General features: G+C 71.1%; 29 protein-coding genes. 15 read left to right on the top strand and 14 right to left on the bottom strand.

From position 1 onward, the window contains the following. Positions 1-34 precede the first annotated feature (34 nt). Positions 35-280, bottom strand: a complete 246-nt coding sequence (locus IE066_RS10315; protein ID WP_189449718.1) for a LysM peptidoglycan-binding domain-containing protein — start codon at positions 278-280, stop codon at positions 35-37. Between the two features lie 319 nt (positions 281-599). After that, complete coding sequence (locus IE066_RS10310; RefSeq protein ID WP_189449519.1) at positions 600-803, bottom strand: hypothetical protein; 204 nt, start codon at positions 801-803, stop codon at positions 600-602. A 170-nt stretch (positions 804-973) separates the two neighbouring features. Here IE066_RS10310 and IE066_RS10305 point away from each other — a divergent pair, with 170 nt between their 5' ends. Next, positions 974-1,942 (top strand): cation diffusion facilitator family transporter, encoded by a 969-nt coding sequence (locus tag IE066_RS10305; protein ID WP_189449517.1) that lies wholly within the window; start codon positions 974-976, stop codon positions 1,940-1,942. Positions 1,943-1,945: 3 nt separating this feature from the next. Here IE066_RS10305 and IE066_RS10300 read toward each other — a convergent pair whose 3' ends face one another. Together IE066_RS10300 and IE066_RS10295 are read right to left on the bottom strand one after the other, a co-directional pair. After that, complete coding sequence (locus IE066_RS10300) at positions 1,946-3,577, bottom strand: acyl-CoA dehydrogenase family protein (RefSeq protein ID WP_189449515.1); 1,632 nt, start codon at positions 3,575-3,577, stop codon at positions 1,946-1,948. A gap of 64 nt (positions 3,578-3,641) precedes the next feature. Continuing rightward, positions 3,642-3,905, bottom strand: a complete 264-nt coding sequence (locus IE066_RS10295) for a hypothetical protein (protein WP_189449507.1) — start codon at positions 3,903-3,905, stop codon at positions 3,642-3,644. Here IE066_RS10295 and IE066_RS10290 point away from each other — a divergent pair. From IE066_RS10290 to IE066_RS10265, 6 genes are all read left to right on the top strand, one after another. Then, on the top strand, positions 3,904-4,125 hold the full coding sequence (locus IE066_RS10290) for a hypothetical protein (protein WP_189449505.1): 222 nt from the start codon (positions 3,904-3,906) through the stop codon (positions 4,123-4,125). The two genes, IE066_RS10295 and IE066_RS10290, sit on opposite strands and share 2 nt — an antisense overlap. Continuing rightward, complete coding sequence (locus IE066_RS10285) at positions 4,122-4,589, top strand: DUF2243 domain-containing protein (protein ID WP_189449503.1); 468 nt, start codon at positions 4,122-4,124, stop codon at positions 4,587-4,589. The genes IE066_RS10290 and IE066_RS10285 overlap by 4 nt, the downstream gene beginning before the upstream one ends. Positions 4,590-4,689: 100 nt before the next feature. Further along, entirely contained in the window at positions 4,690-6,192 is a 1,503-nt protein-coding gene (locus tag IE066_RS10280; RefSeq protein WP_189449500.1) for an MFS transporter, read from the top strand. 117 nt (positions 6,193-6,309) lie between these two features. Next, positions 6,310-6,525 carry a hypothetical protein gene (locus IE066_RS10275; RefSeq protein WP_189449498.1) on the top strand — a complete coding sequence of 72 codons (216 nt, stop codon included), beginning with the start codon at positions 6,310-6,312 and terminating at the stop codon, positions 6,523-6,525. Between the two features lie 60 nt (positions 6,526-6,585). After that, positions 6,586-6,972, top strand: coding sequence for a DUF488 domain-containing protein (locus IE066_RS10270; RefSeq protein WP_189449497.1), 387 nt, complete (start codon positions 6,586-6,588; stop codon positions 6,970-6,972). A 66-nt stretch (positions 6,973-7,038) separates the two neighbouring features. Then, positions 7,039-8,259: a cation:proton antiporter gene (locus IE066_RS10265; protein ID WP_229790777.1), complete on the top strand. Its 1,221-nt coding sequence runs from the start codon at positions 7,039-7,041 to the stop codon at positions 8,257-8,259. 3 nt (positions 8,260-8,262) lie between these two features. Here the strand turns inward: IE066_RS10265 and IE066_RS10260 are convergent, their stop codons facing one another. From IE066_RS10260 to IE066_RS10240, 5 genes are read right to left on the bottom strand one after another with little or no spacing between them, the layout of a single operon-like run. Further along, the gene (locus tag IE066_RS10260; protein ID WP_189449494.1) at positions 8,263-8,589 is read right to left on the bottom strand and encodes a hypothetical protein; all 327 of its coding nucleotides are present in this window, start codon (positions 8,587-8,589) and stop codon (positions 8,263-8,265) included. A 38-nt stretch (positions 8,590-8,627) separates the two neighbouring features. Beyond that, positions 8,628-9,455, bottom strand: coding sequence for a phytanoyl-CoA dioxygenase family protein (locus IE066_RS10255; RefSeq protein WP_189449491.1), 828 nt, complete (start codon positions 9,453-9,455; stop codon positions 8,628-8,630). 46 nt (positions 9,456-9,501) lie between these two features. Continuing rightward, the gene (locus IE066_RS10250; RefSeq protein ID WP_189449489.1) at positions 9,502-9,828 is read right to left on the bottom strand and encodes a thioredoxin family protein; all 327 of its coding nucleotides are present in this window, start codon (positions 9,826-9,828) and stop codon (positions 9,502-9,504) included. 3 nt (positions 9,829-9,831) lie between these two features. Next, complete coding sequence (locus IE066_RS10245) at positions 9,832-10,020, bottom strand: hypothetical protein (protein ID WP_189449488.1); 189 nt, start codon at positions 10,018-10,020, stop codon at positions 9,832-9,834. 10 nt (positions 10,021-10,030) lie between these two features. Beyond that, on the bottom strand, positions 10,031-10,255 hold the full coding sequence (locus IE066_RS10240; protein ID WP_189449487.1) for a hypothetical protein: 225 nt from the start codon (positions 10,253-10,255) through the stop codon (positions 10,031-10,033). 101 nt (positions 10,256-10,356) lie between these two features. Here IE066_RS10240 and IE066_RS10235 point away from each other — a divergent pair, with 101 nt between their 5' ends. Next, on the top strand, positions 10,357-10,869 hold the full coding sequence (locus IE066_RS10235; RefSeq protein ID WP_189449486.1) for a hypothetical protein: 513 nt from the start codon (positions 10,357-10,359) through the stop codon (positions 10,867-10,869). Here IE066_RS10235 and IE066_RS10230 read toward each other — a convergent pair. The 3 genes from IE066_RS10230 to IE066_RS10220 form a co-directional block, all read right to left on the bottom strand. Further along, positions 10,866-13,799, bottom strand: coding sequence for a bifunctional diguanylate cyclase/phosphodiesterase (locus IE066_RS10230; protein WP_189449485.1), 2,934 nt, complete (start codon positions 13,797-13,799; stop codon positions 10,866-10,868). The two genes, IE066_RS10235 and IE066_RS10230, sit on opposite strands and share 4 nt — an antisense overlap. 122 nt (positions 13,800-13,921) lie before the next feature. Continuing rightward, on the bottom strand, positions 13,922-14,509 hold the full coding sequence (locus tag IE066_RS10225) for a DNA-3-methyladenine glycosylase (protein WP_229790776.1): 588 nt from the start codon (positions 14,507-14,509) through the stop codon (positions 13,922-13,924). A 165-nt stretch (positions 14,510-14,674) separates the two neighbouring features. Beyond that, entirely contained in the window at positions 14,675-15,175 is a 501-nt protein-coding gene (locus tag IE066_RS10220) for a hypothetical protein (RefSeq protein ID WP_189449482.1), read from the bottom strand. A gap of 74 nt (positions 15,176-15,249) precedes the next feature. Between IE066_RS10220 and IE066_RS10215 the strand changes: the two genes are divergently transcribed. The 3 genes from IE066_RS10215 (at position 15,250) to IE066_RS10205 (ending at position 17,149) form a co-directional block, all read left to right on the top strand. Further along, entirely contained in the window at positions 15,250-15,990 is a 741-nt protein-coding gene (locus tag IE066_RS10215) for an HAD family hydrolase (RefSeq protein WP_425488928.1), read from the top strand. 120 nt (positions 15,991-16,110) lie between these two features. Further along, on the top strand, positions 16,111-16,518 hold the full coding sequence (locus IE066_RS10210; RefSeq protein WP_189449478.1) for a hypothetical protein: 408 nt from the start codon (positions 16,111-16,113) through the stop codon (positions 16,516-16,518). An 85-nt stretch (positions 16,519-16,603) separates the two neighbouring features. Next, complete coding sequence (locus tag IE066_RS10205; protein ID WP_189449476.1) at positions 16,604-17,149, top strand: hypothetical protein; 546 nt, start codon at positions 16,604-16,606, stop codon at positions 17,147-17,149. A 183-nt stretch (positions 17,150-17,332) separates the two neighbouring features. Here the strand turns inward: IE066_RS10205 and rpsU are convergent, their stop codons facing one another. Continuing rightward, positions 17,333-17,548 (bottom strand): 30S ribosomal protein S21, encoded by a 216-nt coding sequence (gene rpsU, locus IE066_RS10200; protein WP_115647413.1) that lies wholly within the window; start codon positions 17,546-17,548, stop codon positions 17,333-17,335. Between the two features lie 154 nt (positions 17,549-17,702). Between rpsU and tsaD the strand changes: the two genes are divergently transcribed. The 4 genes from tsaD to IE066_RS10180 all read left to right on the top strand — a co-directional run bounded on the left by tsaD (position 17,703) and on the right by IE066_RS10180 (position 20,178). Continuing rightward, on the top strand, positions 17,703-18,761 hold the full coding sequence (gene tsaD / locus IE066_RS10195) for a tRNA (adenosine(37)-N6)-threonylcarbamoyltransferase complex transferase subunit TsaD (protein WP_189449474.1): 1,059 nt from the start codon (positions 17,703-17,705) through the stop codon (positions 18,759-18,761). A 63-nt stretch (positions 18,762-18,824) separates the two neighbouring features. Beyond that, entirely contained in the window at positions 18,825-19,181 is a 357-nt protein-coding gene (gene folB, locus IE066_RS10190) for a dihydroneopterin aldolase (RefSeq protein ID WP_189449472.1), read from the top strand. Next, on the top strand, positions 19,178-19,672 hold the full coding sequence (gene folK, locus IE066_RS10185) for a 2-amino-4-hydroxy-6-hydroxymethyldihydropteridine diphosphokinase (protein ID WP_189449470.1): 495 nt from the start codon (positions 19,178-19,180) through the stop codon (positions 19,670-19,672). Before folB ends, folK begins: the two co-directional genes overlap by 4 nt. Next, positions 19,669-20,178 carry a DUF1697 domain-containing protein gene (locus IE066_RS10180; protein WP_189449468.1) on the top strand — a complete coding sequence of 170 codons (510 nt, stop codon included), beginning with the start codon at positions 19,669-19,671 and terminating at the stop codon, positions 20,176-20,178. Before folK ends, IE066_RS10180 begins: the two co-directional genes overlap by 4 nt. Positions 20,179-20,181: 3 nt before the next feature. On the opposite strand, the gene IE066_RS10175 is transcribed toward IE066_RS10180, so the two are convergent. Continuing rightward, a complete protein-coding gene (locus IE066_RS10175) occupies positions 20,182-20,940 on the bottom strand; it encodes a pteridine reductase (RefSeq protein WP_189449467.1) in 759 nt (252 codons plus the stop codon). Between the last annotated feature and the right edge of the window lie 26 nt (positions 20,941-20,966).

Raw genomic sequence — 20,966 nt, 5'->3', positions numbered from 1 at the left:
CGCGCGGGCGACGGTCCGCGCGTCGCGCAACGCCTCAGTGCAGGGTCGTCGCGTCGGGAATCACCAGCACCTGGCCCGGATGGATCAGGTCCGCATCGCGCACGGTGTCGCGATTGGCCTCGAAGATCCGTGGCCAGAGGTCGGCTCGGCCGTACACCTGCTGCGCGATCTTCGACAGCGAATCGCCGGCCCTGACGGTGTAGGTTCGCGGCTGGGCGGCGGCCTGCGTCGATACCGCGGCGGCGCCCGGTGCGATGGTCGACGGCGCGGCCGCGGGCATCGCCTGCGCGGATACCGCGTTGGCGGGCGTCGATGGTGCCGCGGTGGCCGTACGCGCAGCGGGCGTCGCCGCGGCGCTGGGCGCCGCAGCCGCGGTGCGGGCCGCCGCCTGCTGCGGCACCACCTGGCGCGGCGCCGGCGCGGCGTCTTCGTGCTTGCGGCTCACGTCGCCACGCTCGAAGAACTTGGCGAAAGCGCGCGAGATCGGGTTGGAATGCGAGTTGTCGGAAGTGGCCATGCGGGGATCCTCGTGTGGGGCGCGCAGCGACGGATGCGGCGCGGGTATGGGCCCGCGTCGCATCCGGTGCGCATTGCGTTCGTCAGTGCGTATTGCGGCTGAAGCCTGCGCCGCGGCCGTGCATGGCGGTGGGCTGGCCCTCGGCCTTGGCGCCTTCGGACTGGTCGGACTGGTTGTCCTTGTAGAGCCGCGTCGCGTCGCGCTGGGTCTGCGTGTCCACGCGGCCCTTGTTGGTGGCCTGCGTCAGCACCGCGTTCTCGGCGGCCGGCTTTTTCGACTTGCTCATGGGATTCGCCTCCTTCGTTCGGACCTGCAGCCTGCCGCCGCGCGCGTTAGCAACGGGCGAGCGGCAGGCGAAAAACCGGCGCTGGCGCTGACCGCCGCATGAAGCGCGGCCGCGACGACCGGTTCACGGCGGCGCGTCGAGCATCGGGCTCCCTTTTTCCACGTACCGCCATGGCCTCGTCGGACCGCAAGGTCGTCCTCGCCGCGCTGGTCGGCAACCTCGCCGTGGCGATCACCAAGTTCTTCGCCGCGTACACCACGGGCAGCTCGGCCATGCTGAGCGAGGGCGTGCATTCGCTGGTCGACACCAGCAACGAAGTGCTGATGCTCTACGGCATGCGCCGTGCCGCGCGGCCGGCCGACGACGCGCATCCGTTCGGCCACGGCCGCGAGATCTACTTCTGGGCCTTCATCGTCGCGCTGCTGGTGTTCGCGCTGGGCGCAGGCGTGTCGATCTACGAAGGCATCAAGCACCTGCAGCGGCCCGAGCCGATGGAACGGCCGCTGGTGAACTACCTCGTGCTCGGCGCATCGCTGGTGTTCGAGGGTTTTTCCTGGGCCATCGCCTGGCGCGAGTTCAAGCGCGCCAAGGGCAGCCTCGGCTGGTTCCAGGCGTTCCGCCTCAGCAAGGACCCCACCACCTTCACCGTCCTGTTCGAGGACACCGCGGCGATGGCGGGCCTGCTGATCGCGCTGGCCGGCGTGGCGCTCGCGCAGTTCACCTCCGACCCGCGCTTCGACGGCGCGGCGTCCATCCTGATCGGCATCGTCCTCGCGGCGACCGCGCTGGTGCTCGCGCGCGAGACCAAGGCGCTGCTGCTGGGCGAGGTGGCCGGGCGCGACGTGCGCGAGGACATCATGCGCATCGCGCGTGCCGACCCCGACATCAACTGCGCCAACGGCGTGATCACCCAGCAGTTGGGGCCGCAGACGGTGATCGCGGCGCTCAGCGCCGACTTCCACGACCACCTCGACACGCCGCGCATCGAGGCCTGCGTCCGTCGCATCGAATCGCTGGTGCAGCAGGCGCATCCCGACGTGGTCGCGCTGTTCGTCAAACCGCAGACCGCCGAGACCTGGCGCCAGCGCGTGCGCGGCGCCTCGTTGCGCGCCGCGGACGGCCGCCGACCCGTCGCCTGAGTCTCAGCCCGGCAGCACGCGCGCGATCGCGGCGTCCGTATCGACGCCCGCCGCGAGCGTGCCGAAGGCCAGCGGATGCGCCTGCACGAGTCGACTGGCGACGAAGGCCGGCGCCACCGGCGAGCCCGCCGAGGTGAGCACCGCGGCCTGCAGCGCGAGTGCGAGCGCCTCGACCAGCCGGCGCGCGCCTGCTTCGCCCGGTACCGCGTCCGCGAGCGAGCGCAGCGTCGGCTCGATGACCGCGTCGAAGGCGGCGTCGCGCCCGCAGGCGGCCTGCAGCTCCGCCAGAAGCGCGTCGCGCGTGGCCGGCTCGCGCGCGAGCGCGCGCAGCACGTCGAGGCACTGGATGTTGCCACTGCCTTCCCAGATCGAATTGAGCGGCGCCTGGCGGTACAGGCGCGGCAGCATCGTTTCCTCGATGTAGCCGATGCCGCCCAGGCATTCCTGCGCCTCGTTCACCGCCACCGGCGCGCGCTTGCACAGCCAGAACTTGCCGATGGCGGTGGCGACGCGCGCAAATGCGGCCTCGCGCGGATCGCGCGGCGCGGCGTCGACCGCGCGCGCCACGCGCATCGACAGCGCGATCGCGGCTTCCACTTCCAGTGCGAGATCGGCCAGCACATTGCGCATCAGGGGCTGTTCCACGAGCCGTGCGCCGAACGCCACGCGATGCCGCGCGTGATGCATCGCCTGCGCGAGCGCCATGCGCATCTGCGCGGCGGCGCCGAGCATGCAGTCCAGCCGCGTGAGCATCACCATCTCGAGGATGGTGGCGACGCCGCGCCCCTCGTCGCCGATGCGCCAGGCCGTCGCGCCGGTGAACTCGACTTCCGACGACGCATTGCTCCAGTCGCCGAGCTTGTCCTTCAGGCGCATCAGGCGGAACGCGTTCTTCGCGCCATCGGGCAGGCGACGCGGCATCAGGAAGCAGCTGATGCCGCCCGGTGCCTGCGCGAGCACGAGGAAGCCGTCGGACATCGGCGCGGAAAAGAACCATTTGTGGCCGACCAGCGCGTACGAGCCGTCGGCCTGCGGCGTCGCCACCGTGGCGTTGGCGCGCACGTCGCTGCCACCCTGCTTCTCGGTCATGCCCATGCCGAGCGTGACGCCACGCTTGTCGGCGATCGGCGCCTCGCGCGGGTCGTAGGCGAAGGCCGCGGCCTTGTCCGCCCATTCGCGCAGCCCCGGCTCGCGGCGCAGCACCGGCACGGCGGCATGCGTCATCGTCAGCGGACAGCTGGTGCCGGCATCGGCCTGATGGTGCAGGTAGCTCAGCGCCGCGCGCGCGGCGTGTGCGCCTGGCACGCCGCTCGACCACGACAACCCGGCGACGCCGTGTGCGACCGCGGCCTCCATCAGCCCGTGATAGGCCGGGTGGAACTCGACGCGGTCGATGCGGCGGCCGTACGCATCGTGCGTGCGCAGGCGCGGGCGGTCGCGGTTGGCGTCGAAGCCGAGTGCGTACAGCGCATCGCCGGCCAGCGCGCCGTAGGCGGCGAGGCGATCGACGAAGCCGTCCGCGCCCTCGCGTGCCACCGCCTCGCGCAGCGCGACGTCGTCCGTCCACAGGTCGCGCGGTGCGAATTCGGTCGGCTGGTTGGCGACCTCGTGGGTCTCGAAGGCGGGGGCGGTCATGACGGGGCACGCGCAATGGAGATGCGCCGATGCTAGTCCGTCGCCGCACCGCCCGATAAGCGCGTCAACGCAGAACGCAGGCCGCCGTGACCAGGCAGGACGCGGCGATCACCAGTGCCTGCCGGAACCGCCGGCGCATGCGCTCGAGCCGGCGCCGCGTGATGTGGCGCGAAGGGGACCCATCGGGGCGGCGGGCGGCGATGTAGCGCGGCGTCATGCCTTCATCAATCCCGATGCGCCGTGGTGCGCCGATGAAGGCGCCGCTCTCACGCGACCTGCGCGCGCCGCCTACTAGCGTGCGCGCTTCACGGAACGATGGTGCGCCCATGCGACTTCGCGCGTTCTTCCTCGTCCTGCTGTTCGCGCTGCCGATCTCCGAAGCGCTGGCCTGCACGCTCTGCCGAAGCCCGACCGCGCGCCTGGTGCGCGACAGCGTGCTGCGTCGCTATCCCGGCGCGAACCTCGCCGCCATCGCCGCGCCGCTGCCGCTGCTGGCCGGGTTGATCGCACTGGCCGGACGCGAGCGCCGCCGCGGAGGCCCGCGATGACCGCGCGTGCCTTGGCGCCGGTGCGCGCCGCCGGCCTCGCGATCGGCATGGGAATGGGCGGCTTCGTCGACGGCATCGTGTTCCACCAGATCCTGCAGCTGCACAACATGCTGTCGGCGCGCGTGCCGAACGACGTGCTGGTGGGCGCGAAGGTCAACATGGTGTGGGACGGCGTCTTCCATGCCGGCGTGTGGCTGCTCACCGCGTTCGGCATCGCGCTGCTGTGGCGCGCCTGCCGGCGCCCCGATGCGTTGCTGTCGACGCGGCTCCTCGTCGGCGCGCTGCTCGCCGGCTGGGGCGTGTTCAATCTCGTGGAAGGCGTCGTCGACCACCTGCTGCTGCAGATCCACCACGTCGTCGAGGTGCTCGGGCTGTCGATCTGGGACTACGTGTTCCTCGCCTGGGGCGCGGCGATGCTGCTCGGCGGCATCGTGCTGATGCGCGGCGCGCACGACGCGGCCTGAGCGCGCTCATGGCGTCGCGACGACCGCCCAGCGGCCGATCCGTCCGTCACGTGCGCTCTGCTGTCCTGTGCGGCCCGTGCGCCGGCCGACGCGACGCCGTATGACTCCCGCCCCCGTCCACGACATCTCGCCGGGGCAACTGCGCGAGGGCGGACGCCGGCTGATGTACGACGCCGCGTTCGCGACCGTCGTCGGCACGCTCAACAGCGGCGTGGTGCTGGTCGCGTATGCGCTGATGCTGGGCGCGTCGTCGACGGTGATCGGCGTGCTCGCCGCGATCCCGTTCCTCACCCAGTTGCTGCAGGCGCCCGCGGTCGCGCTGCTCGAGCGCGTGCGCTCGCGTCGGCGCGTGGCCATCATTGGCCTGTTCGTCGCGCGCCTGGCGCTGCCGCTGATGGCGGTACTGGGGTTCCTGCCTGACCGCAACGTCGCGCTGCTTCTGCTGGTGATCGGCGAGACGATCCATTGCGGCCTCAATGCGGTGGCCGGCTGCGCGTGGAACTCGTGGATCCGAGACCTCATTCCCGAGCAGAAGCTCGGGCTGTTCTTCGCGCGCCGCACGATCTGGGCGACGGTGCTCGGCATCGGCGGCACGGGCCTTGCCGCCGCGGCGCTGCAGTTCGGCGACCCGAGCGGGCGTGGCGGCGGCAGCCCGATGGCGTTCGCCGCGGTCTACGGCCTGGGTTTCGTGTCCAGCCTGATCAGCACCTGGCATCTCTCCCGCGTACCGGAGCCGCCGATGCCCGCGCCGGTGCAGCAGCGCAAGCTCGGGCGCCTGCTGCTGGAGCCGCTGCGCGATCCGGGCTTCCGCAACCTGATCCGCTTCTTCGCCTCGTGGCAGTGCGCGGTCAACCTCGCCGCGCCGTTCTTCAGCGTCTACATGATCCGCCAGCTCGGCACCTCGGCCGGCTTCGTGCTGCTGATGAGCATCGTCAGCCAGGCCGCGAACATCGTGGTGCTGCGCGGCTGGGGACGGCTGTCGGACCGCTTCACCAACAAGACGGTGCTGAGCTTCGCCGCGCCCGCCTTCATCCTGTGCATCGCGGCGATGGCGCTCGCCGGGCAGATCGGCCCGCCCGGCTGGACCATCGCCTACCTCACGCTGCTGCACGTGTTGATGGGCATGACGTCCGCCGGCGTCGCGCTCGCCTCCAGCGCGATCGGCCTGAAGCTCGCGCCGCGCGGGCGCGCCACCGCGTACGTGGCCACCAATGCGCTGGTAACGGCGCTCGCGGCCGGCGCAGCGCCGCTGCTCGGCGGCCTGTTCGCGACGTTCTTCGAGAAGCGCCAACTGCGGCTCGCGCTGGAGTGGCGCTCGCCCACCGGCGCACTCGACCTGGTCACGCTGTCGATCGGCTGGTGGCAGTTCTTCTTCCTGATCTCGGCGGCGGTCGGGCTGTATTCGCTGCATCGCCTTGCGTCGGTGCGCGAGGAAGGCGAAGTGCCGAGGCGCGAGATGCTGCAGCACGTGCTCAACGTCGCGCGGCGCGGCGTGCGCAATGCCTCCACCGTCGCCGGCCTGCGCGCGGCCGTCGCGTTCCCGGCCGGGCGGCTGATCCAGGAGCGGCGGCAGCGCCGCGGCGAGCGGCGGGACGCGGCCTAGCCGCTTGCATGACCGATGGCCTAGAGGGCGAAAAAACTGCAACCGATGCGCGTCGGCATGCATCGGAATAAGGGTGCCACCCCGGCACGCATGTCCCCCGCCGTCATGTCCGCTTTCATGATTTTCGCCACCGCGCTGACGCTCTCCCTGGCCGCCGCCCTGTCCTTCCTCGTCTGCGACGCGATCCGTTGCGAGGCCCGCGACGAACTCGCGCGCATGCGTCGCCGCAGCCGCGTATTGCGCCTGCCCACCGTCATCAGCCGCAATTACGTCGGCGTCGACCGCCGCCGCGCGCCGCGGGCCGTCGAGGCGCTGGAGCGCCGCGCCGCCTGAGCCCGCTGGTCTTCCGGAGGTGGCTGCGCGAGCATGGCCCGCCACCTTCCGGAAGCGTCCATGGCCGTCCGCATCGTCCGACTCGGATCCCCGCGCCTGCCCGGCGAGGGCACGCGGCTGGGCACCGTGCGCCGTCCGCCCCGTGGGGTGCGCAAGGAGGACTTCTCCACGCGCGACTACTACGACGCCTGGCTGCCCACGCTCGCGCCGCAGCCGGAGACGTTGAAGCTCGCGTTGCACGGCACCGGCCCCCGCGACTGGGCCACCTTCGTGCGCCGCTACCGCGCCGAGATGGCCGGCGGCGAGGGACGCCACGTGCTCGACGCGCTGGCCGCGCTCTCGCACACCGCCGACTTCTCGGTGGGCTGCTACTGCGAGGACGAGTCCCGCTGCCACCGCTCGATCCTGCGCGAGCTGCTGGCCGAGCGCGGCGCGTCGATCGCCTGACGCGCGCACCCGCGGCACCGGCATAATCCGCGGCATTCCGGGGAAAGGACGTTCCAGATGCACGCGATGAGCACCACCGAGGTCTTCCTGATCGCGATGGCGATCATCTTCTTCGTGCCCTACGTGCTGTGGCGCCTCGGCCGCACCGACTACTTCGCACCGCTCGTGGTGGTGCAGATCATCACCGGCATCCTGCTCGGCCCCGGCGTGCTCGGGAAGGCGTATCCGCAGTACTACGAGTTCGTGTTCACCGCCGACGTGGTCAAGACGCTCAACGGCCTTGCCTGGTGGGCAGTGATGCTGTTCGTGATGATCGCCGGCATCGAACTCGACCTGCGCAAGGCCTGGGAGAAGCGTCGCGAAAGCGGCATCACCGCAGGGCTCGCGCTGTCGGTGCCGATGGCGCTGGGCGCGGTCGTCGCCGTGGCCATGCTCGGCTTTCCCGGCTGGATCGGTGACAAGGGCCTGCCCTGGCAGTTCGTGGTCGGCGTCGGCATGGCCTGCGCGGTGACCGCGCTGCCGATCCTGATCCTCTTGATGGAGAAGCTCGAGCTGCTGCGCACGCCGATGGGCCAGCGCATCCTGCGCTACGCGAGCCTCGACGACGTCGCCATCTGGGGCGTGCTCGCGCTGGTGCTGATGGACTGGCAACGCATCGGCCGCCAGGGCCTGTTCCTCGTCGCCTTCGGCATCGCCTGCGTGCTGTTCCGTCGCCTGATGCCGAAGCTGCCCGAACGCGATCGCTGGTTCGTCGCGCTGGTCTGGCTGGCGGTCTGCGCGCTCGGCGCCGACTGGTGCGGCCTGCACTTCATGGTCGGCGCGTTCCTCGCCGGCGTGGTGATGGACGCGCACTGGTTCGACCAGGAGAAGCTCGACGGCCTGCGCCACAACGTGCTGCTGGTGATGATGCCGGTGTTCTTCCTCAGCACGGGGCTCAAGACCGCATGGTCGATGGGCGGCGCGGCGGTATTCCTCGCAGCGGCGGCACTGCTGGTGGCCTCGGTGGCCGGCAAGCTGCTCGGCGTGCGCCTGGCCGGGCGCATCCTCGGCTGGGCGCCGGGCGAGGCCTCGATGATCGGCTGGCTGCTGCAGACCAAGGCGCTGATCATGATCATCTTCGCCAACGTGCTGCTGGACAAGGCGATCATCACCAGCGCGATGTTCACCGCGCTCTTGCTGATGGCGATCGGCAGCACGATGCTGACGGTACCGGTGGTGGCGCCGAAGCTGCGCCGCCTCGCGCGGGCGCCCGGCACGCGCGAGGAACTGGCGCCCGCGGCGGGCTGAGCCTCAGTCGCGCCCGCCGGCGCGCAGCTCCTTCGCGTTCCACAGCTCGAAGCGCTGCTGCCCGCGCGCGGTGTCGACGAGGAACTCGATGATCCCGTCGGGAATGTGCACGTAGACGCCGGGCGCACGCGCGGTCGCGGCCTTGATCGTCTTGAAGAACGCGCGGTCGGCGACCGGGTCGATGTGCGAGACGGCCAGCACGCGGATCGAATGCACGTGCTCGGCCACGGCGGCGTCGAAGGCCGCGGCGTCGAGGCGGTCGGCACTCAGGCGCGTCATCGCCTCGGCATGGTCGACGATGGCGTCGGCGATCTCGGAATAGGCGCTCATGGCAGGGCGGTGCGGAACGGGGCGCGCAGTTTACGCAGCTAGGCGCGGCCCATCGTGAGCCCGTCGATCTGGTGCAGCTGCACGATCGGCTCGAGCTCGTCGACGAGGCGGCAGGCGAGGTGGTCGAGCACGCCCGGGGGCAGCGTCGCCACATAGCGTCGCGTGAGCTGCAGGTCGTGGCGCTCGCCGTTGCGCGCATCGGGTGCGTCGACGCCGAGCACCAGCACCGGGCGCGAGAGCTGCGAACGGTTGGCGGTGCCGCGGTGGATGGTCAGCGCCGAACGCGCGGAGACGTCGCCCATGCGCGCGAGCTTGCGCTCGGCGCGCGCGGCATAGCGCGGGCCGTTGGCCTCGGGCGGGAACATGCCGGCAGCGAAGTCCTCGCCGGTCTCCCACTGCGTGCCCGGCGCGATCTCGAACGGGCCCATGTCCTCGGTCACGTCGATGGTGGTCAGGTTGAAGGCGAGCGAGTCCAGCCGGCGCCCCACGCGCGTCGCCTCGGGCATCGGAAAGTCGCGATGCCAGGGCTGGTCCATCGCGCCGGGGCCGGGCACGTCGAAGCCGACCTCGACGACGCGCCAGCCGGGGCCGAGCACGGCGCGCGCAACCGTGGTGATCCACGGATGCATCATCAGGTCGACGAAGCCGCGCAGGCGCTCGGGATGGATCTCGACGTAGTGGCGGTTCGGCCCGCGCGGCACCGCGCCACCGGGAATGCAGCGCGCCTCGTCGAACAGCGTGTCGACGTCCTCGCGCAGGCGCGCTACCCAGCCGCGCTCGAACGCGCCGCGGCGCGCGATGATGCCGGGGCCGTACAGGCCGCCCATGATCTCGGCGATGTCGTACGGCGGCGGCGGGACCGGCATCACCGGCGGCTTTGACGCTGACGCTCCGGCGTCGGGCTGCACGCGCTCAGGCCTCCGCGTCGTCGAACAGCGCCTCGACCTCGCGCAGCGAGCGCGGCCGCACGGTGCGGCCGTACTCGACGCCGTCGCGCAACAGCACGTAGGTCGGCCACAGCTTCACGCCGAACGAGCGGCCCAGCCGGCGGCCGCGGCCGTCCTCGATGCGCAGGTGCGCGACGTCGTCGCGCTGCGAGAGCGCGTGGTCGACCAGCGGCTCGGCGGCCTGGCAGTGCGGGCACCAGGGCGCGCCGAATTCCAGCAGCACCGCGCCGGGCATCGCCTCCACCGCCTCGCGCGTGGGTTCCTGCGCGACGTAGGCGCGATTCATCGCCATGCGTCAGTGATGCCCGCGGCCGAAGTTGGGATCGCGCGAGCGCGTCCTGTCGATGGCCGACGCGTCGTCCTCGGCTTGCGCCTCGGGCCGATGCGCGGACGAGACCTTCTGGCCGTGGTGATCGAGTTCGCGCGCGTCGGTCTTCTTGCCGGACTTCTGGGTCGCTTTCAGTTTCTGCTCGTCGGGTCGCATCGCCGCCTCCTCAACCCGGATTGCCGTCGCGGCCGCTGTGGCGGCCCTGGTCCATGCGGTCGCCCTGCGACGGGCCGTCGCCGGCGTCGTCCTTCGGCTGCACCGACTTTCGCTGGGTCGGGCCGTCCTTGCCGGCGCGCAGCGCATGCGTGCCGCCGCCGAGCCCGTCCGGGCCGGCCGGTGGATTGGCGCGGCCGGAATCGCGCAGGTGCTTCTCTTGGATGTTGGTGCCCATGCCCATCTCCCTTTTGGGCCGATGCTGGGCAGGGCGGCGTTAGCGGCGAGCCACGGGCGGGTGATCGGGTCGTAACGCCGCTGGTCGGCGAGGCGTGCGGCATGCACGCCGCCGCCACGCCGACGCGCTACGGTCGCCCAATTATGCGAACTGCATCACGTTTCTGTGTCGTTCTGACCCTGCTGCTGTCGGCGGGCACCGCCGCCGGTCGCGGCGCGGACACGCCCGACGCCCGCTGGCGACAGTACGGTGACGGCCTTCAGGCGCAGGCGCGGTGGACGGCGCGGGACGGGCTGCGGATCCAGGTCCAGTGCGACCCGGGCGATCCACGCATCGTCCTGCGACTGGCGGGCGACCACTTGCCGTCGAAGCTGCCGCAGCTCGTGCTGGTCGCCGACGGCACGGCAGTGCCGTATCCGGTCGAACGCACCGGGGTCGGCACGCGGCCGGCGTTCGGCACCCGGATCGCGCTGGATGCGCCGATCCTGGATCGCATGCTGGTGGCGCGCTCGTTCGCGCTGAAGCTGGGCGACCGCACGGTCGCCAGCGGCGTGCCGGGCAGTGCCCTGGCCAGCGTGGTGCGGGCCTGCCGCGCGCATCACTGGCCGCGCTAGGCGAGATCGTCCTTGCGGCCCGCCAGAATTGCGTCCAGCGAGGCCGGCTTGGCGAAGAAGTAGCCCTGGCCGATCTCCGCGCCGAGCGACAGCAGCGCGCGACGCTGCGCGTCGGTCTCGATGCCCTCGGCCACCACCTCGAGGCGCTGGGCGCGCGAGAGCGCGAGGATCGCGCGCACCACCGCGGTGCTGCCGCCCTCGTCCTCCAGCCGCAGGTCGCTGATGAACGAGCGGTCGATCTTCACCGTGTGCAGCTTGAAGCGGTGCAGGTAGCTCAGCGAGGAATAGCCGGTGCCGAAGTCGTCGAGCGCGATCAGCACGCCGTTCTCGCGCAGGCGGTTGAATACCTGGCCGATCTGCTCGGGGTTCTCCAGCAGCGCGCCCTCGGTGACCTCGATGCGCACCTGCGAGGGCGACACACCCTTGGACGCGATCAGCTGCAGGAAGCGCTGGTCGAGCTCGAGCGAGCGGAAATGTCGCGGCGAGAAGTTGAGGTTGACGTACTGGCCGGGCTGCAGCAGCCGGCCGATGCAGTCCAGCGTGCGGTCGAAGACCTGCCAGTCGATCGCCTCCATGCTGCCGCTGGCGTCGGCGACGTGCAGGAACGCACCGGGCGCGAGCACGCCGCGCTCGGGATGGTTCCAGCGCATCAGTGCCTCGTAGCCGACCACCGCCCCATCGACCAGTCGCACGATCGGCTGGAAGTAGGGCTCGAACTCCTGGCGCGTGATCGCACGGCGCAGGTCGCTCTCGACTTCCAGCAGTTGCAGCGCCTGCTCGTGCAGCTGTTCGTCGAACACCTCGATGCGATGGCGGCCGCCGGCCTTGGCGCGGTACATGGCGATGTCGGCATCGCGCAGCAGGTCTTCCGGCGAGGTGTAGTGCGGGCTCGACAGGGTGATGCCCACGCTGACGCCGGTGAACAGCTCCTTGCCCTCCACGCGCACCGGCTCGCGCAGCGCGTCGATCACGCGCTGGCCCATGCGCATGGCGGACTCGGGCGCGTCCACTTCCATCAGGATCGCGAACTCGTCGCCGCCGAGGCGCGCGACCATGTCGCGTCCCCCGCGCACGCAATGCGCGAAGCGCCGCGCGACTTCCTTGAGCAGCGCGTCGCCGACGAGGTGGCCGACCGAGTCGTTGATGACCTTGAAACGGTCGAGGTCCATGAACAGCACGGCGAAGCGGTAGTGCGGGTCGCGCTCGCGATGGGCGAGCGCGCGCACCAGCTGGTCGCGCAGGTAGGCGCGGTTGGGCAGGCCGGTCAGCGAGTCGTGCAGCACCTCGTGCTTCAGTCGCTGCTCGATCTGCTCGCGCACCTCGATCTGCTCGGACAGCTCCATCGTGCGCTCGGACACGCGGCGTTCGAGGTCCGCATAGGCATTCTTGAGCTCGGCCGCGGCACGCTGGCGCTCCAGGCCGTTCGCGATCTGGTAGCTGATGAAGGTGAGCAGCTCGCGGTCGCGGTCGGTATAGCCCACGCCCGGCGTGTAGCTCTGCACGGCGAGCAGGCCCATCACGCGCTCGCCGAGCATCAGCGGCACGCCGAGCCAGGCGATCGCCGCCTTGCCCATCATCGCCAGCTCGCCGCGCGCGTGCAGCTCCTCGATGTGCGCGACGGTCTCCGGCTGCGTCATGTCGACCAGCAGCGGCTTGCCCTGGCGCATCGCGTATTCGGAGATGCCGCGGCCCAGGCGGCGGCTTTCGGCGGTCTTGCCGTGCTGGTCGACAAAGTACGGGAAGTGGATCGTCTCGCCGTCGTCGGACAGCAGCGCGATGTAGAAGTTACGTGCATCGAGGAACTCGCCGATGATGCGATGCACCGCGGCGTAGAACTCGTCGAGGTTGGTCGCGGTATGCGAGAGCTCGGCGATGCGGTAGAGCGTCTCCTGGATGCGGACGCTGCGCTGGCGTTCCTGGATCTCCAGGGTCAGCGCTTGGGTGCGCTCCTCGACGCGCCGCTCGAGCTCTTCCTGCTGCAGCTTGCGGTCGAGCGCGGTGAGAATGTGGCTGCCGACGTAGGTCAGCAGCGCCTGGTCGGCCGCCGTGTAGCGCGGGCGCTCGATGTAGCTCTGCACCACCAGCACGCCGCGCACGGTGTTGCCGACCATGATCGGCACGCCCATCCAGTCGTGCGAGTCGGCGCCGATGTCGCGCATCGGTCCGTCGATCTGCCCGCGGATCTCCTGCATCGAGCCCATCAGGGGCTGCCTGTTGCGGATCACGTACCAGGTCAGGCCGTGCTCCAGCTCGGCCATCGGCAGGAACTGGTCCGGATCGCGGGTGATGGTGTCCTCGGTATCGACCAGGTAGATGAAGCGGATCGCATCCTTCTGGTCGTCGTACAGCGCGATGTAGAAGTTCTCGGCGTACATGAAGCGGCCGACGATCGCGTGCAGCTCGCGCAGCATGTCGGGCAGGTCCATGTCCGAGCTCGCCATGTCGGCGATCTGGAACAACGCGGATTGCAGCTGCTCGGAGCGCTCGAGTGCGCGCATCGACGCGGTGAGCCGGTGCTTCTCGAACACAGCGCGCGCCACCGGCGCCAGCAGGTCGCACTGCTGCCGCACGCGGGCCTGCAGCGCGGGCTGCGCGTCGAGCACGACGCCGATCGCGTCGCCGCTCTGCTGCACCTCGATGCCGGCGGCGATGCGGCCGCGCGCCGCGTCCACCGCCCACTCGCCGTTCGCGCGCGCCATTTCGACCAGGCGTCGGTCGTCCTCGTGCAGGACGCAGTCGTCGCGCGTGTGCAGCTCACTGCCGCCGATCATCCAGAGGACGTCGACGCGGGCGAAGCCCTCGCCCTCGAAATACGCCGCCACGCGCCGCGCGAAGTCGGGGATGTCGACAGCATCGAGCAGCCCACCGAGCACGTGCCCGATGCGCTGCCGCTCCGCCGCGGGCACCTCGCTGGTCCTGATCGCCGTCAACGCCGTCCTCATCTGTCTTCACGACCGGCTTCGCCGGCCGCAACCTTCCCCCGGGAAGCGTCTTCCCCACCGCGATAACGGTCGGCCCCGCATCGTTCTTGAATACGGGCCGCCTGACGCCTTCATGTGCGGGATACGAAACCGCTGCCGGGAACATACCAGCGCCAAGGCGCATCGGCCGCCCGCGTGATACCCACGCGGGGACGCACGACCGGCTCGGCGGGCGGCGGCTGGCCGTCGTCGACGATGCGCAGGCCGCCACGGCCGCCTACCAGGTCGGCGCCGTCGTCGGCGCCAGTGATGCCCAAGGCCGCGCAGAGGCGCGCGGGGCCGCGGCAGAGGTCGCGGTCGCTCCGCGCAGCCGGGCGCGCCGCGCGCATCAGCGGCAGCCCGGCCAGTGGCTCCAGCGCGCGCAGGAGCACGGCCACGCCTTCACCGTCCTCGCCGCAGACCGGGTTGCAGCACCAGTGCATGCCATAGGTGAAGTAGACGTACAACCGCCCGGGCGGGCCGAACATGGTGGCGGTCCGTGGGGTCGGGCCGCGGAAGCTATGTGCCGCCGGATCCTCGGCGCCGCAGTAGGCCTCGGTCTCGACGATGCGGCCGCGGCGGCCGTCGTCGCGCACCAGCACTTTGTTGAGCAGATCGACGGCGACGATGCGCGGATCGCGGCGGTAGAAGGTGCGGGGCAGCGTCCTTCCGCGGCGCACGGCCGACGGCCCGTTCACCCGCGAGAACCCAGGATCGACGGCCGTCCGCAGCCCGTCGCCCGCATGCCCGCCCGTGTCCGCCTCGTCGGCTGCCTGCCGAGCCTGATCATTTCCGTCGTCCTGACGATCGTTCTCAACCTGCTGCTGCGCGCCTGCAGCGGCTGATCACTGCACCATGGCGGTCGGCTGCTCGAACGGCAGGTGCTTGGCGCCGGTCGCCTCGATGGCCGGCGCGGCGCGCGCGCTGACCTCCTCGTCGCAGTCGATCAGCAGAAGGATGCGCCCGGCCTGGATCTCGTCGTCGAACTTCTGCCGCACCGGGTCGGGCAGCGCCGAGCCGAAGATGGTCGATGCCATGCCGCCGATGCCGGCGCCCGCAAGCGCGGCGATCCCGGCGCCGGCCAGCGTGATACCCAGCGGCGATACCACGACCGCGACCAGCCCGAGCAGGAAGCCGGTGGCGCCGCCCGCGACCACGCCCTTGATCGCCGCCGGCATCGAGTCGCTGTCGGCTTCCTTGTAGTCGTTGGAGATCGAATCGAGTTCGATGTCGGAGCGGGCGACCAGCGACAGGCAGCCCTCGCCGGCGCCGGCGGCGCGGGCGGCGTTCATCGCGGCGCGCGCCATGTCGAGGTCGGTGGTGCTGTAGACGTGGCGGATCTTCATGGAGCCTCCTGCAAGCGGGGGCGCGTCGGCCGCGCCGGATGGCGGCAGCGTGGCGCCGCGCCGGTGCAGGCCCCGTGAGCGGACGCTGCCATACTTCGCGCATGGCACTGAAGATGATCGGCTTCGACGGCGACGACACCCTCTGGCGCAGCGAGGACTACTTCGCGCAGGCGCAGGCGACCTTCGAGTCGATCATGACGCCCTATGTCGAACTGCGCGGCGCGGCGCTGCACGAGCGCCTGTACGCAGTCGAGAAGCGCAACCTCGCGGTGTTCGGCTATGGCGTGAAGGGCATGGCGCTGTCGATGATCGAGACGGCGATCGAGATCAGCCAGGCGCGCATCGCCGCCACCGACATCCATCGCATCGTGCAGCTCGCGCAGTCGATGCTGCGGCATCCGGTCGAGCTGCTGCCCGGCATCCGCGAATCGGTCGAGCGCGTGGCCGCGCGCTGGCCGGTGGTGCTGATCACCAAGGGCGACCTGTTCCACCAGGAGGCGAAGGTGCGCGAGTCGGGCCTCTCCGACCTGTTCCACCGCATCGAGATCGTCAGCGAGAAGGACACCGCGACCTACCGCCGCCTGCTCGAGGAATTCGGCATCGCCGCGCACGAGTTCGCGATGGTCGGCAATTCGCTGCGCTCGGACATCGCGCCGGTGATCGAGCTGGGCGGTGTCGGCGTGCACATTCCCTATCACCTCACGTGGGTGCACGAGCGCGACGCGAGCGTGGGCGATCCGGCGCGTGTGCGCGAACTTGCCGATGCGGGCGCGCTGTTCGAGGCGCTGGTGTCGATCGAAAGCAGCGCGGCCTGAATCACGAACGCGAACAGGCGCTGAGCCGGATCGCGGATATCGGCCGGATTACAGGGTGATTCACCGGTGCCGGCGCATGGTCGGACCGTGCCCGCACGTCGCGGGCGAGTGGAGGTTCCCATGGCTCTTGACCGCTGGATCGCACCCGCCGTCCTCGCCGCCGCACTCGGCGCCGCCGCGTTCGCGCCGACGCCCGCCAAGGCGCAGTCGGCCGATGAACTCACGCGTGCCATCGTCAGCATCGCCGACGTCGTTTTCCGCGGCGACCAGCCGTATTACCGCTATGGCGACTACGGCTCGAACGATCGCCTGATGATGCGCCGCGACGCCTATGGCCGCCCGGTCTACTACCGCGTCGTCGACAACGGCTATCGCACCGGCTATCGCGACGCGCCGCCTTACGGCCGTGCCGTGGGCTACTACAACCAGCCGTCCAGCCGTGCCGTGAAGTGCAACAAGAACGGCAAGTGCAAGGCCGAGTACTACGACCCGCGCTACGACCACAAGCGCTACGGCTACGGCCGCTGACGACCGCACGGCCACGGCAGCGATGCCGTGGCCCTTCGTCGCGTCGCTGGCGCCTTCGCGCCGTGGCGCGCATGATCGGCGCCGCATGACGACCCGATCCCCCCGTTTCCACGCTCTCCTGATCGCCGCCTGCCTGGCGCTGCCGATGCTCGCGCTCGCCCAGCAGCCGGCCGCGGCGGCGCGCGAGACTGGCGATGCCTGGCTCGATGCGCGCCTGGCGGACATCGACGCCTATGCGGCGACCTACCGCGACGCCTTCGTCGACGAAGTCGCGCGCTACCACCGTGCGCCGCGCGATCTGGTGCAGGAGCTGCTGGCTCGCCCGGGCTGGACGCCGGGCGACGTCTACCTCGCCTGCAGCCTCGCCCGTCAGGCAGGCCGTCCGTGCCGCGAGGTCGCCGACCGCCGCGCGGGCGAGACGGCCGACTGGGCGACGCTGGCCCGCACGCTCGACATCGCGCCCGGCTCACCGCGCTTCCACGCGCTCAAGCGCGACGTGGTGGCCACCTACGGGCGCTGGGCACGGCCGATCCGCGTCGACGCGGAGCTGGCGCCGGATTTCCCGAAGCTGCCGCGCGAGGCCGCCAGGCCGCCGGCCGGCACGGCAACGGACAAGGACAAGAACGACTGAGCCGCCACAGTCGCGAGGGCAGACAACCCTCGGGACTTTGGAATCACTTCGACATCCGAGCGCGCAGCCTGGACGCGGGCCCCCGTGACCCGCAAATGACGGGAACGCAGAAAAGCCGGCCACGCCATGCGTGGTCGGCTTTCTGGTGCCGCAGTGTCGCGTGCCGGAAACCCGGCGACGCGATCAGTACATGCGCTGGCGCTTGGTGACGTCGCGCGACGAACGGCGCGCCTGACGCTTCACCGCCGCGGCGGCCTTGCGCTTGCGCTCCTGCGTCGGCTTCTCGTAGAACTCGCGCTTGCGGGTTTCAGCGAGGACGCCGGCCTTCTCGCAGGTGCGCTTGAAACGGCGCAGGGCAAACTCGAAAGGCTCGTTTTCGCGGACTTTGACGCTCGGCATACGGAATCTCGGGTGATTGGGACCGCCGGCCACAGGCCAGGCGAGCCGCCTATGATATCGGCCTACCCCGCGGCGCTGCAAGCCGCCGCTCACATTTTTTCGACACGCGGTATCGACCGGCATCGATCCACGCCGGGCCGCGAAGGCCAAGCCATTGAAAATCCTTGGAATCGAGACCAGCTGCGACGAAACCGGCGTCGCCGTCTACGACACCGCCGACGGCCTGCGCGCGCATGCCGTCTACAGCCAGATCGCCCTGCATGCGCAGTACGGCGGCGTGGTGCCCGAGCTCGCCAGCCGCGACCACGTGCGCAAGACGCTGCCGCTGATCCGGCAGACGCTCGCCGAAGCCGGCCTGTCGACCACCGACATCGACGGCATCGCCTACACCGCCGGCCCCGGGCTGGTCGGCGCGCTGCTGGTCGGCGCCGGCGTGGCGCGCTCGCTGGCCTGGTCACTGGACGTGCCGGCGATCGCGGTGCACCACATGGAGGGCCACCTGCTGGCGCCGCTGATGGACGACGCCGAACAGCGCGCGGCCCTGCACGCCGGCCGCGCGCCCGAGCCGTTCGTGGCGCTGCTGGTTTCCGGCGGGCATACGCAGCTGGTCGGCGTCGACGGCATAGGCCGCTACCGCCTGCTGGGCGAGACGCTGGACGACGCCGCTGGCGAGGCCTTCGACAAGACCGCCAAGCTGATGGGCCTGCCCTACCCCGGCGGCCCGCAACTCGCCGCGCTGGCCGGGCAAGGCCGCCCCGGCGCGTTCAAGTTCTCCCGTCCGATGACCGACCGCCCGGGCCTCGACTTCAGCTTCAGCGGCCTCAAGACCCAGGTGCTGCTGGCCTGGCGCGATTCCGACCAGTCCGAGACCACGCGCGCCGACATCGCCCGCGCGTTCGAGGACGCCGTGGTCGACACGCTGGCGATCAAGTGCGCGCGTGCGCTCGACGCGACCGGTTTCCGCCGGCTGGTGGTGTCCGGTGGCGTCGGCGCCAACCTGCGCCTGCGCGAGAAGCTGCACGAGCTCGCAGCGAGGCGCGGCGCGATCGTCGGCTTCCCGCCGCCGGTGCTGTGCACCGACAACGGCGCGATGATCGCCTTCGCCGGCGCGCTGCGCCTGCAGGCCGGCCAGCACGAGGATCTCGGCGTGCACGTCGCGCCGCGCTGGGACATGTCGACGCTGCCCGCGGTCAAGCTCGCCGCGACCGCATGACCCGCCGCGGTGGACAACGCGCGCCGCGTCCGTAGCATCGCCGCACCGCAGGGGAACGCCGCCATGGACCACGTCTTCATCGAAGGCCTCGAGATCGAGGCGCTGATCGGCATCTACGACTGGGAGCGCCGCGTGCGGCAGACGCTGGTGTTCGACCTCGAGATGGCCTTCGACAACCGCGTGCCCGCGGCCAGCGACGACATCGCGCACACGCTGGACTACAAGGCGGTGAGCACGCGCATCCGCGAGTACGTGGCGCAGTCGGGCTTCGGGCTGGTGGAGACGCTGGCCGAGCGCGTCGCGGAGATCGTGCTCGCCGAGTTCCCGGTGCAGCGCCTGCGCCTGAAGCTCAGCAAGCCCGGCGCGGTGCGCGGCGCGCGCGCGGTAGGCGTGATGATCGAACGCACGCGCGCCGCATGAGCGGCCGCGCCTACCTGAGCCTCGGCAGCAACGTCGAGCCGGAAAAACACCTGCGCGCGGCAATCGACGCGCTGCGCGCGCGCTTCGGGGACGTCATGCTGTCGCCCGCCTACCGCACGCCAGCGGTCGGCTTCGACGGGCCGGATTTCGTCAACGCGGCCGCCATCATCGACAGCGACCTCGAGCCGCAGCCGCTCAACGACTGGCTGCACGCGCTCGAGGACGCGCACGGCCGCGACCGCAGCGGGCCGCGTTTTTCCGACCGCACGCTCGACATCGACATCGTGTTGTTCGACGACCGCGTGCTCGACGGCGACGGCCACCTGCGCATCCCGCGCCCCGAACTCAAGCACGCCTTCGTGCTGCGCCCGCTGGCCGACATCGCGCCCGATGTCGTCGTGCCCGGCAGCGGCCGCACCCTCGCGCAGCTCTGGGCCGTGCACCCCGATCGCGACACTGACCTCGCCACCTGCGCGCTGGGCGACGCATGAGCACTTGGGTCGCGCTGCTGCACGCGGTCAACGTCGGCGGCACCGGCAAGCTCGCGATGGCCGACCTGCGCCGGCTCTGCGACGAGGCCGGCTTCCGCGACGCCCGCACCTACATCGCGAGCGGCAACGTGGTGTTCGACAGCGACCTCGACGCGGCCGACGTGGTCGCCACGCTGGAGGCCGCGCTGCTGCGCCATGCGGGCAAGCCGATACGGGTCGGACTGCGCAGTGCGGACGAACTCGCTGCGGTGCTCGCGGCCAATCCGTTCGCCGACGGCGCGCCCAGCCGCGTGCTCGCGATCTTCCTGCCCGCGCCGCCGCCCGCGGATGCGATCGAGACGGCGAAGCACCGGTGCGACGAACGCATCGCGCTAGGCCGTCGCGAGATCTACGTCGACTATGCCAACGGCATCGGCACGTCGAAGCTCGTCGTCCCGGCGGCGAAGGCCGGCACCGCGCGCAACATGAACACCGTCGCCAAGCTCGTCGACATGGCGCGCGGCTGAGGCTCAGCCGGCGAGCAGGCGCCCGCCGTCCACCGCGATCACCTGCCCCGTGCAGTAGCGCGCATCGAACAGCAGCCAGCGCACCGCCTCGGCGATCTCCGCCGGCGTGCCGATGCGGCCCAGCGGCGTGCGCGCCAGCATCGCGTCGCGCGCCTCCACGTCGGACGGATTCTCCGGCCACAGGATCGCGCCCGGCGCCACCGCGTTCACGCGCACCTCGGGGCCCAGCTCCAGCGCGAGTGACTTCGTCGCCATCAGCAATGCCGCCTTGGCCATGCAGTAGACGGCATACTGGGGCAGCGGCCGCGTGGCGTAGATGTCGACCAGGTTGACCACCGCGCCGCACGTGGCGCGCAGGTGCGGCGCGGCGGCCTGCGTGAGGAAGAACGGCGCGCGTGCATTGGAGGCGAACAGGTCGTCCCACTGCGCGGGCGTCACCGTGCCGAGCGGCGTCGGGTGGAAGGACGAGGCGTTGTTGACCAGGCCGTCGAGGCGGCCGAAGCGGCCGACGGTTCGCGCGACGAGCTCGGGCAGGCGGTCGAATTCGGCGAGGTCGGCCTGCAGCAGCAGCACCGAGCCGGGGCGTTCGCGTTCGAGTGCGTCGCGCAGCGCTTCGGCGTCGGCTTGCGAGGCGCGGTAATGCAGCGCGAGGTCGCAGCCGGCGGCGTGCAGGGCGCGCGCGATCTCCGCGCCGATGCGCCGCGCCGCGCCGGTCACCAGCACCACCGGCCGCGCCGCACCGTCGTTGCCCGCCTGCGTCATCCGAACCTTCAGCCGTCGTCCCGTAT

The sequence above is a fragment of the Cognatilysobacter xinjiangensis genome (assembly GCF_014651995.1).
Lineage (GTDB): Bacteria > Pseudomonadota > Gammaproteobacteria > Xanthomonadales > Xanthomonadaceae > Cognatilysobacter > Cognatilysobacter xinjiangensis.
This window is presented reverse-complemented; position numbering and strand designations above follow the sequence as displayed.

What these genes read in the sequence shown, in the direction of transcription:
- IE066_RS10245 (WP_189449488.1), bottom strand. Translation starts at nt 10,020, where the DNA reads ATGCGACCCGACGAGCAGAAACTGAAAGCGACCCAGAAGTCCGGCAAG.
- IE066_RS10180 (WP_189449468.1), top strand. Translation starts at nt 19,669, where the DNA reads ATGAGCACTTGGGTCGCGCTGCTGCACGCGGTCAACGTCGGCGGCACC.
- IE066_RS10205 (WP_189449476.1), top strand. Translation starts at nt 16,604, where the DNA reads ATGACGACCCGATCCCCCCGTTTCCACGCTCTCCTGATCGCCGCCTGC.
- IE066_RS10265 (WP_229790777.1), top strand. Translation starts at nt 7,039, where the DNA reads ATGAGCACCACCGAGGTCTTCCTGATCGCGATGGCGATCATCTTCTTC.
- IE066_RS10220 (WP_189449482.1), bottom strand. Translation starts at nt 15,175, where the DNA reads ATGAAGATCCGCCACGTCTACAGCACCACCGACCTCGACATGGCGCGC.
- folK (WP_189449470.1), top strand. Translation starts at nt 19,178, where the DNA reads ATGAGCGGCCGCGCCTACCTGAGCCTCGGCAGCAACGTCGAGCCGGAA.
- IE066_RS10255 (WP_189449491.1), bottom strand. Translation starts at nt 9,455, where the DNA reads ATGCCGGTCCCGCCGCCGCCGTACGACATCGCCGAGATCATGGGCGGC.
- IE066_RS10250 (WP_189449489.1), bottom strand. Translation starts at nt 9,828, where the DNA reads ATGGCGATGAATCGCGCCTACGTCGCGCAGGAACCCACGCGCGAGGCG.
- IE066_RS10260 (WP_189449494.1), bottom strand. Translation starts at nt 8,589, where the DNA reads ATGAGCGCCTATTCCGAGATCGCCGACGCCATCGTCGACCATGCCGAG.
- IE066_RS10270 (WP_189449497.1), top strand. Translation starts at nt 6,586, where the DNA reads ATGGCCGTCCGCATCGTCCGACTCGGATCCCCGCGCCTGCCCGGCGAG.
- IE066_RS10290 (WP_189449505.1), top strand. Translation starts at nt 3,904, where the DNA reads ATGCGACTTCGCGCGTTCTTCCTCGTCCTGCTGTTCGCGCTGCCGATC.
- IE066_RS10240 (WP_189449487.1), bottom strand. Translation starts at nt 10,255, where the DNA reads ATGGGCACCAACATCCAAGAGAAGCACCTGCGCGATTCCGGCCGCGCC.
- IE066_RS10235 (WP_189449486.1), top strand. Translation starts at nt 10,357, where the DNA reads ATGCACGCCGCCGCCACGCCGACGCGCTACGGTCGCCCAATTATGCGA.
- IE066_RS10305 (WP_189449517.1), top strand. Translation starts at nt 974, where the DNA reads ATGGCCTCGTCGGACCGCAAGGTCGTCCTCGCCGCGCTGGTCGGCAAC.
- rpsU (WP_115647413.1), bottom strand. Translation starts at nt 17,548, where the DNA reads ATGCCGAGCGTCAAAGTCCGCGAAAACGAGCCTTTCGAGTTTGCCCTG.
- folB (WP_189449472.1), top strand. Translation starts at nt 18,825, where the DNA reads ATGGACCACGTCTTCATCGAAGGCCTCGAGATCGAGGCGCTGATCGGC.
- IE066_RS10295 (WP_189449507.1), bottom strand. Translation starts at nt 3,905, where the DNA reads ATGGGCGCACCATCGTTCCGTGAAGCGCGCACGCTAGTAGGCGGCGCG.
- IE066_RS10280 (WP_189449500.1), top strand. Translation starts at nt 4,690, where the DNA reads ATGACTCCCGCCCCCGTCCACGACATCTCGCCGGGGCAACTGCGCGAG.
- IE066_RS10300 (WP_189449515.1), bottom strand. Translation starts at nt 3,577, where the DNA reads ATGACCGCCCCCGCCTTCGAGACCCACGAGGTCGCCAACCAGCCGACC.
- IE066_RS10275 (WP_189449498.1), top strand. Translation starts at nt 6,310, where the DNA reads ATGATTTTCGCCACCGCGCTGACGCTCTCCCTGGCCGCCGCCCTGTCC.
- IE066_RS10315 (WP_189449718.1), bottom strand. Translation starts at nt 280, where the DNA reads ATGCCCGCGGCCGCGCCGTCGACCATCGCACCGGGCGCCGCCGCGGTA.
- IE066_RS10310 (WP_189449519.1), bottom strand. Translation starts at nt 803, where the DNA reads ATGAGCAAGTCGAAAAAGCCGGCCGCCGAGAACGCGGTGCTGACGCAG.
- IE066_RS10210 (WP_189449478.1), top strand. Translation starts at nt 16,111, where the DNA reads ATGGCTCTTGACCGCTGGATCGCACCCGCCGTCCTCGCCGCCGCACTC.
- IE066_RS10285 (WP_189449503.1), top strand. Translation starts at nt 4,122, where the DNA reads ATGACCGCGCGTGCCTTGGCGCCGGTGCGCGCCGCCGGCCTCGCGATC.
- IE066_RS10175 (WP_189449467.1), bottom strand. Translation starts at nt 20,940, where the DNA reads ATGACGCAGGCGGGCAACGACGGTGCGGCGCGGCCGGTGGTGCTGGTG.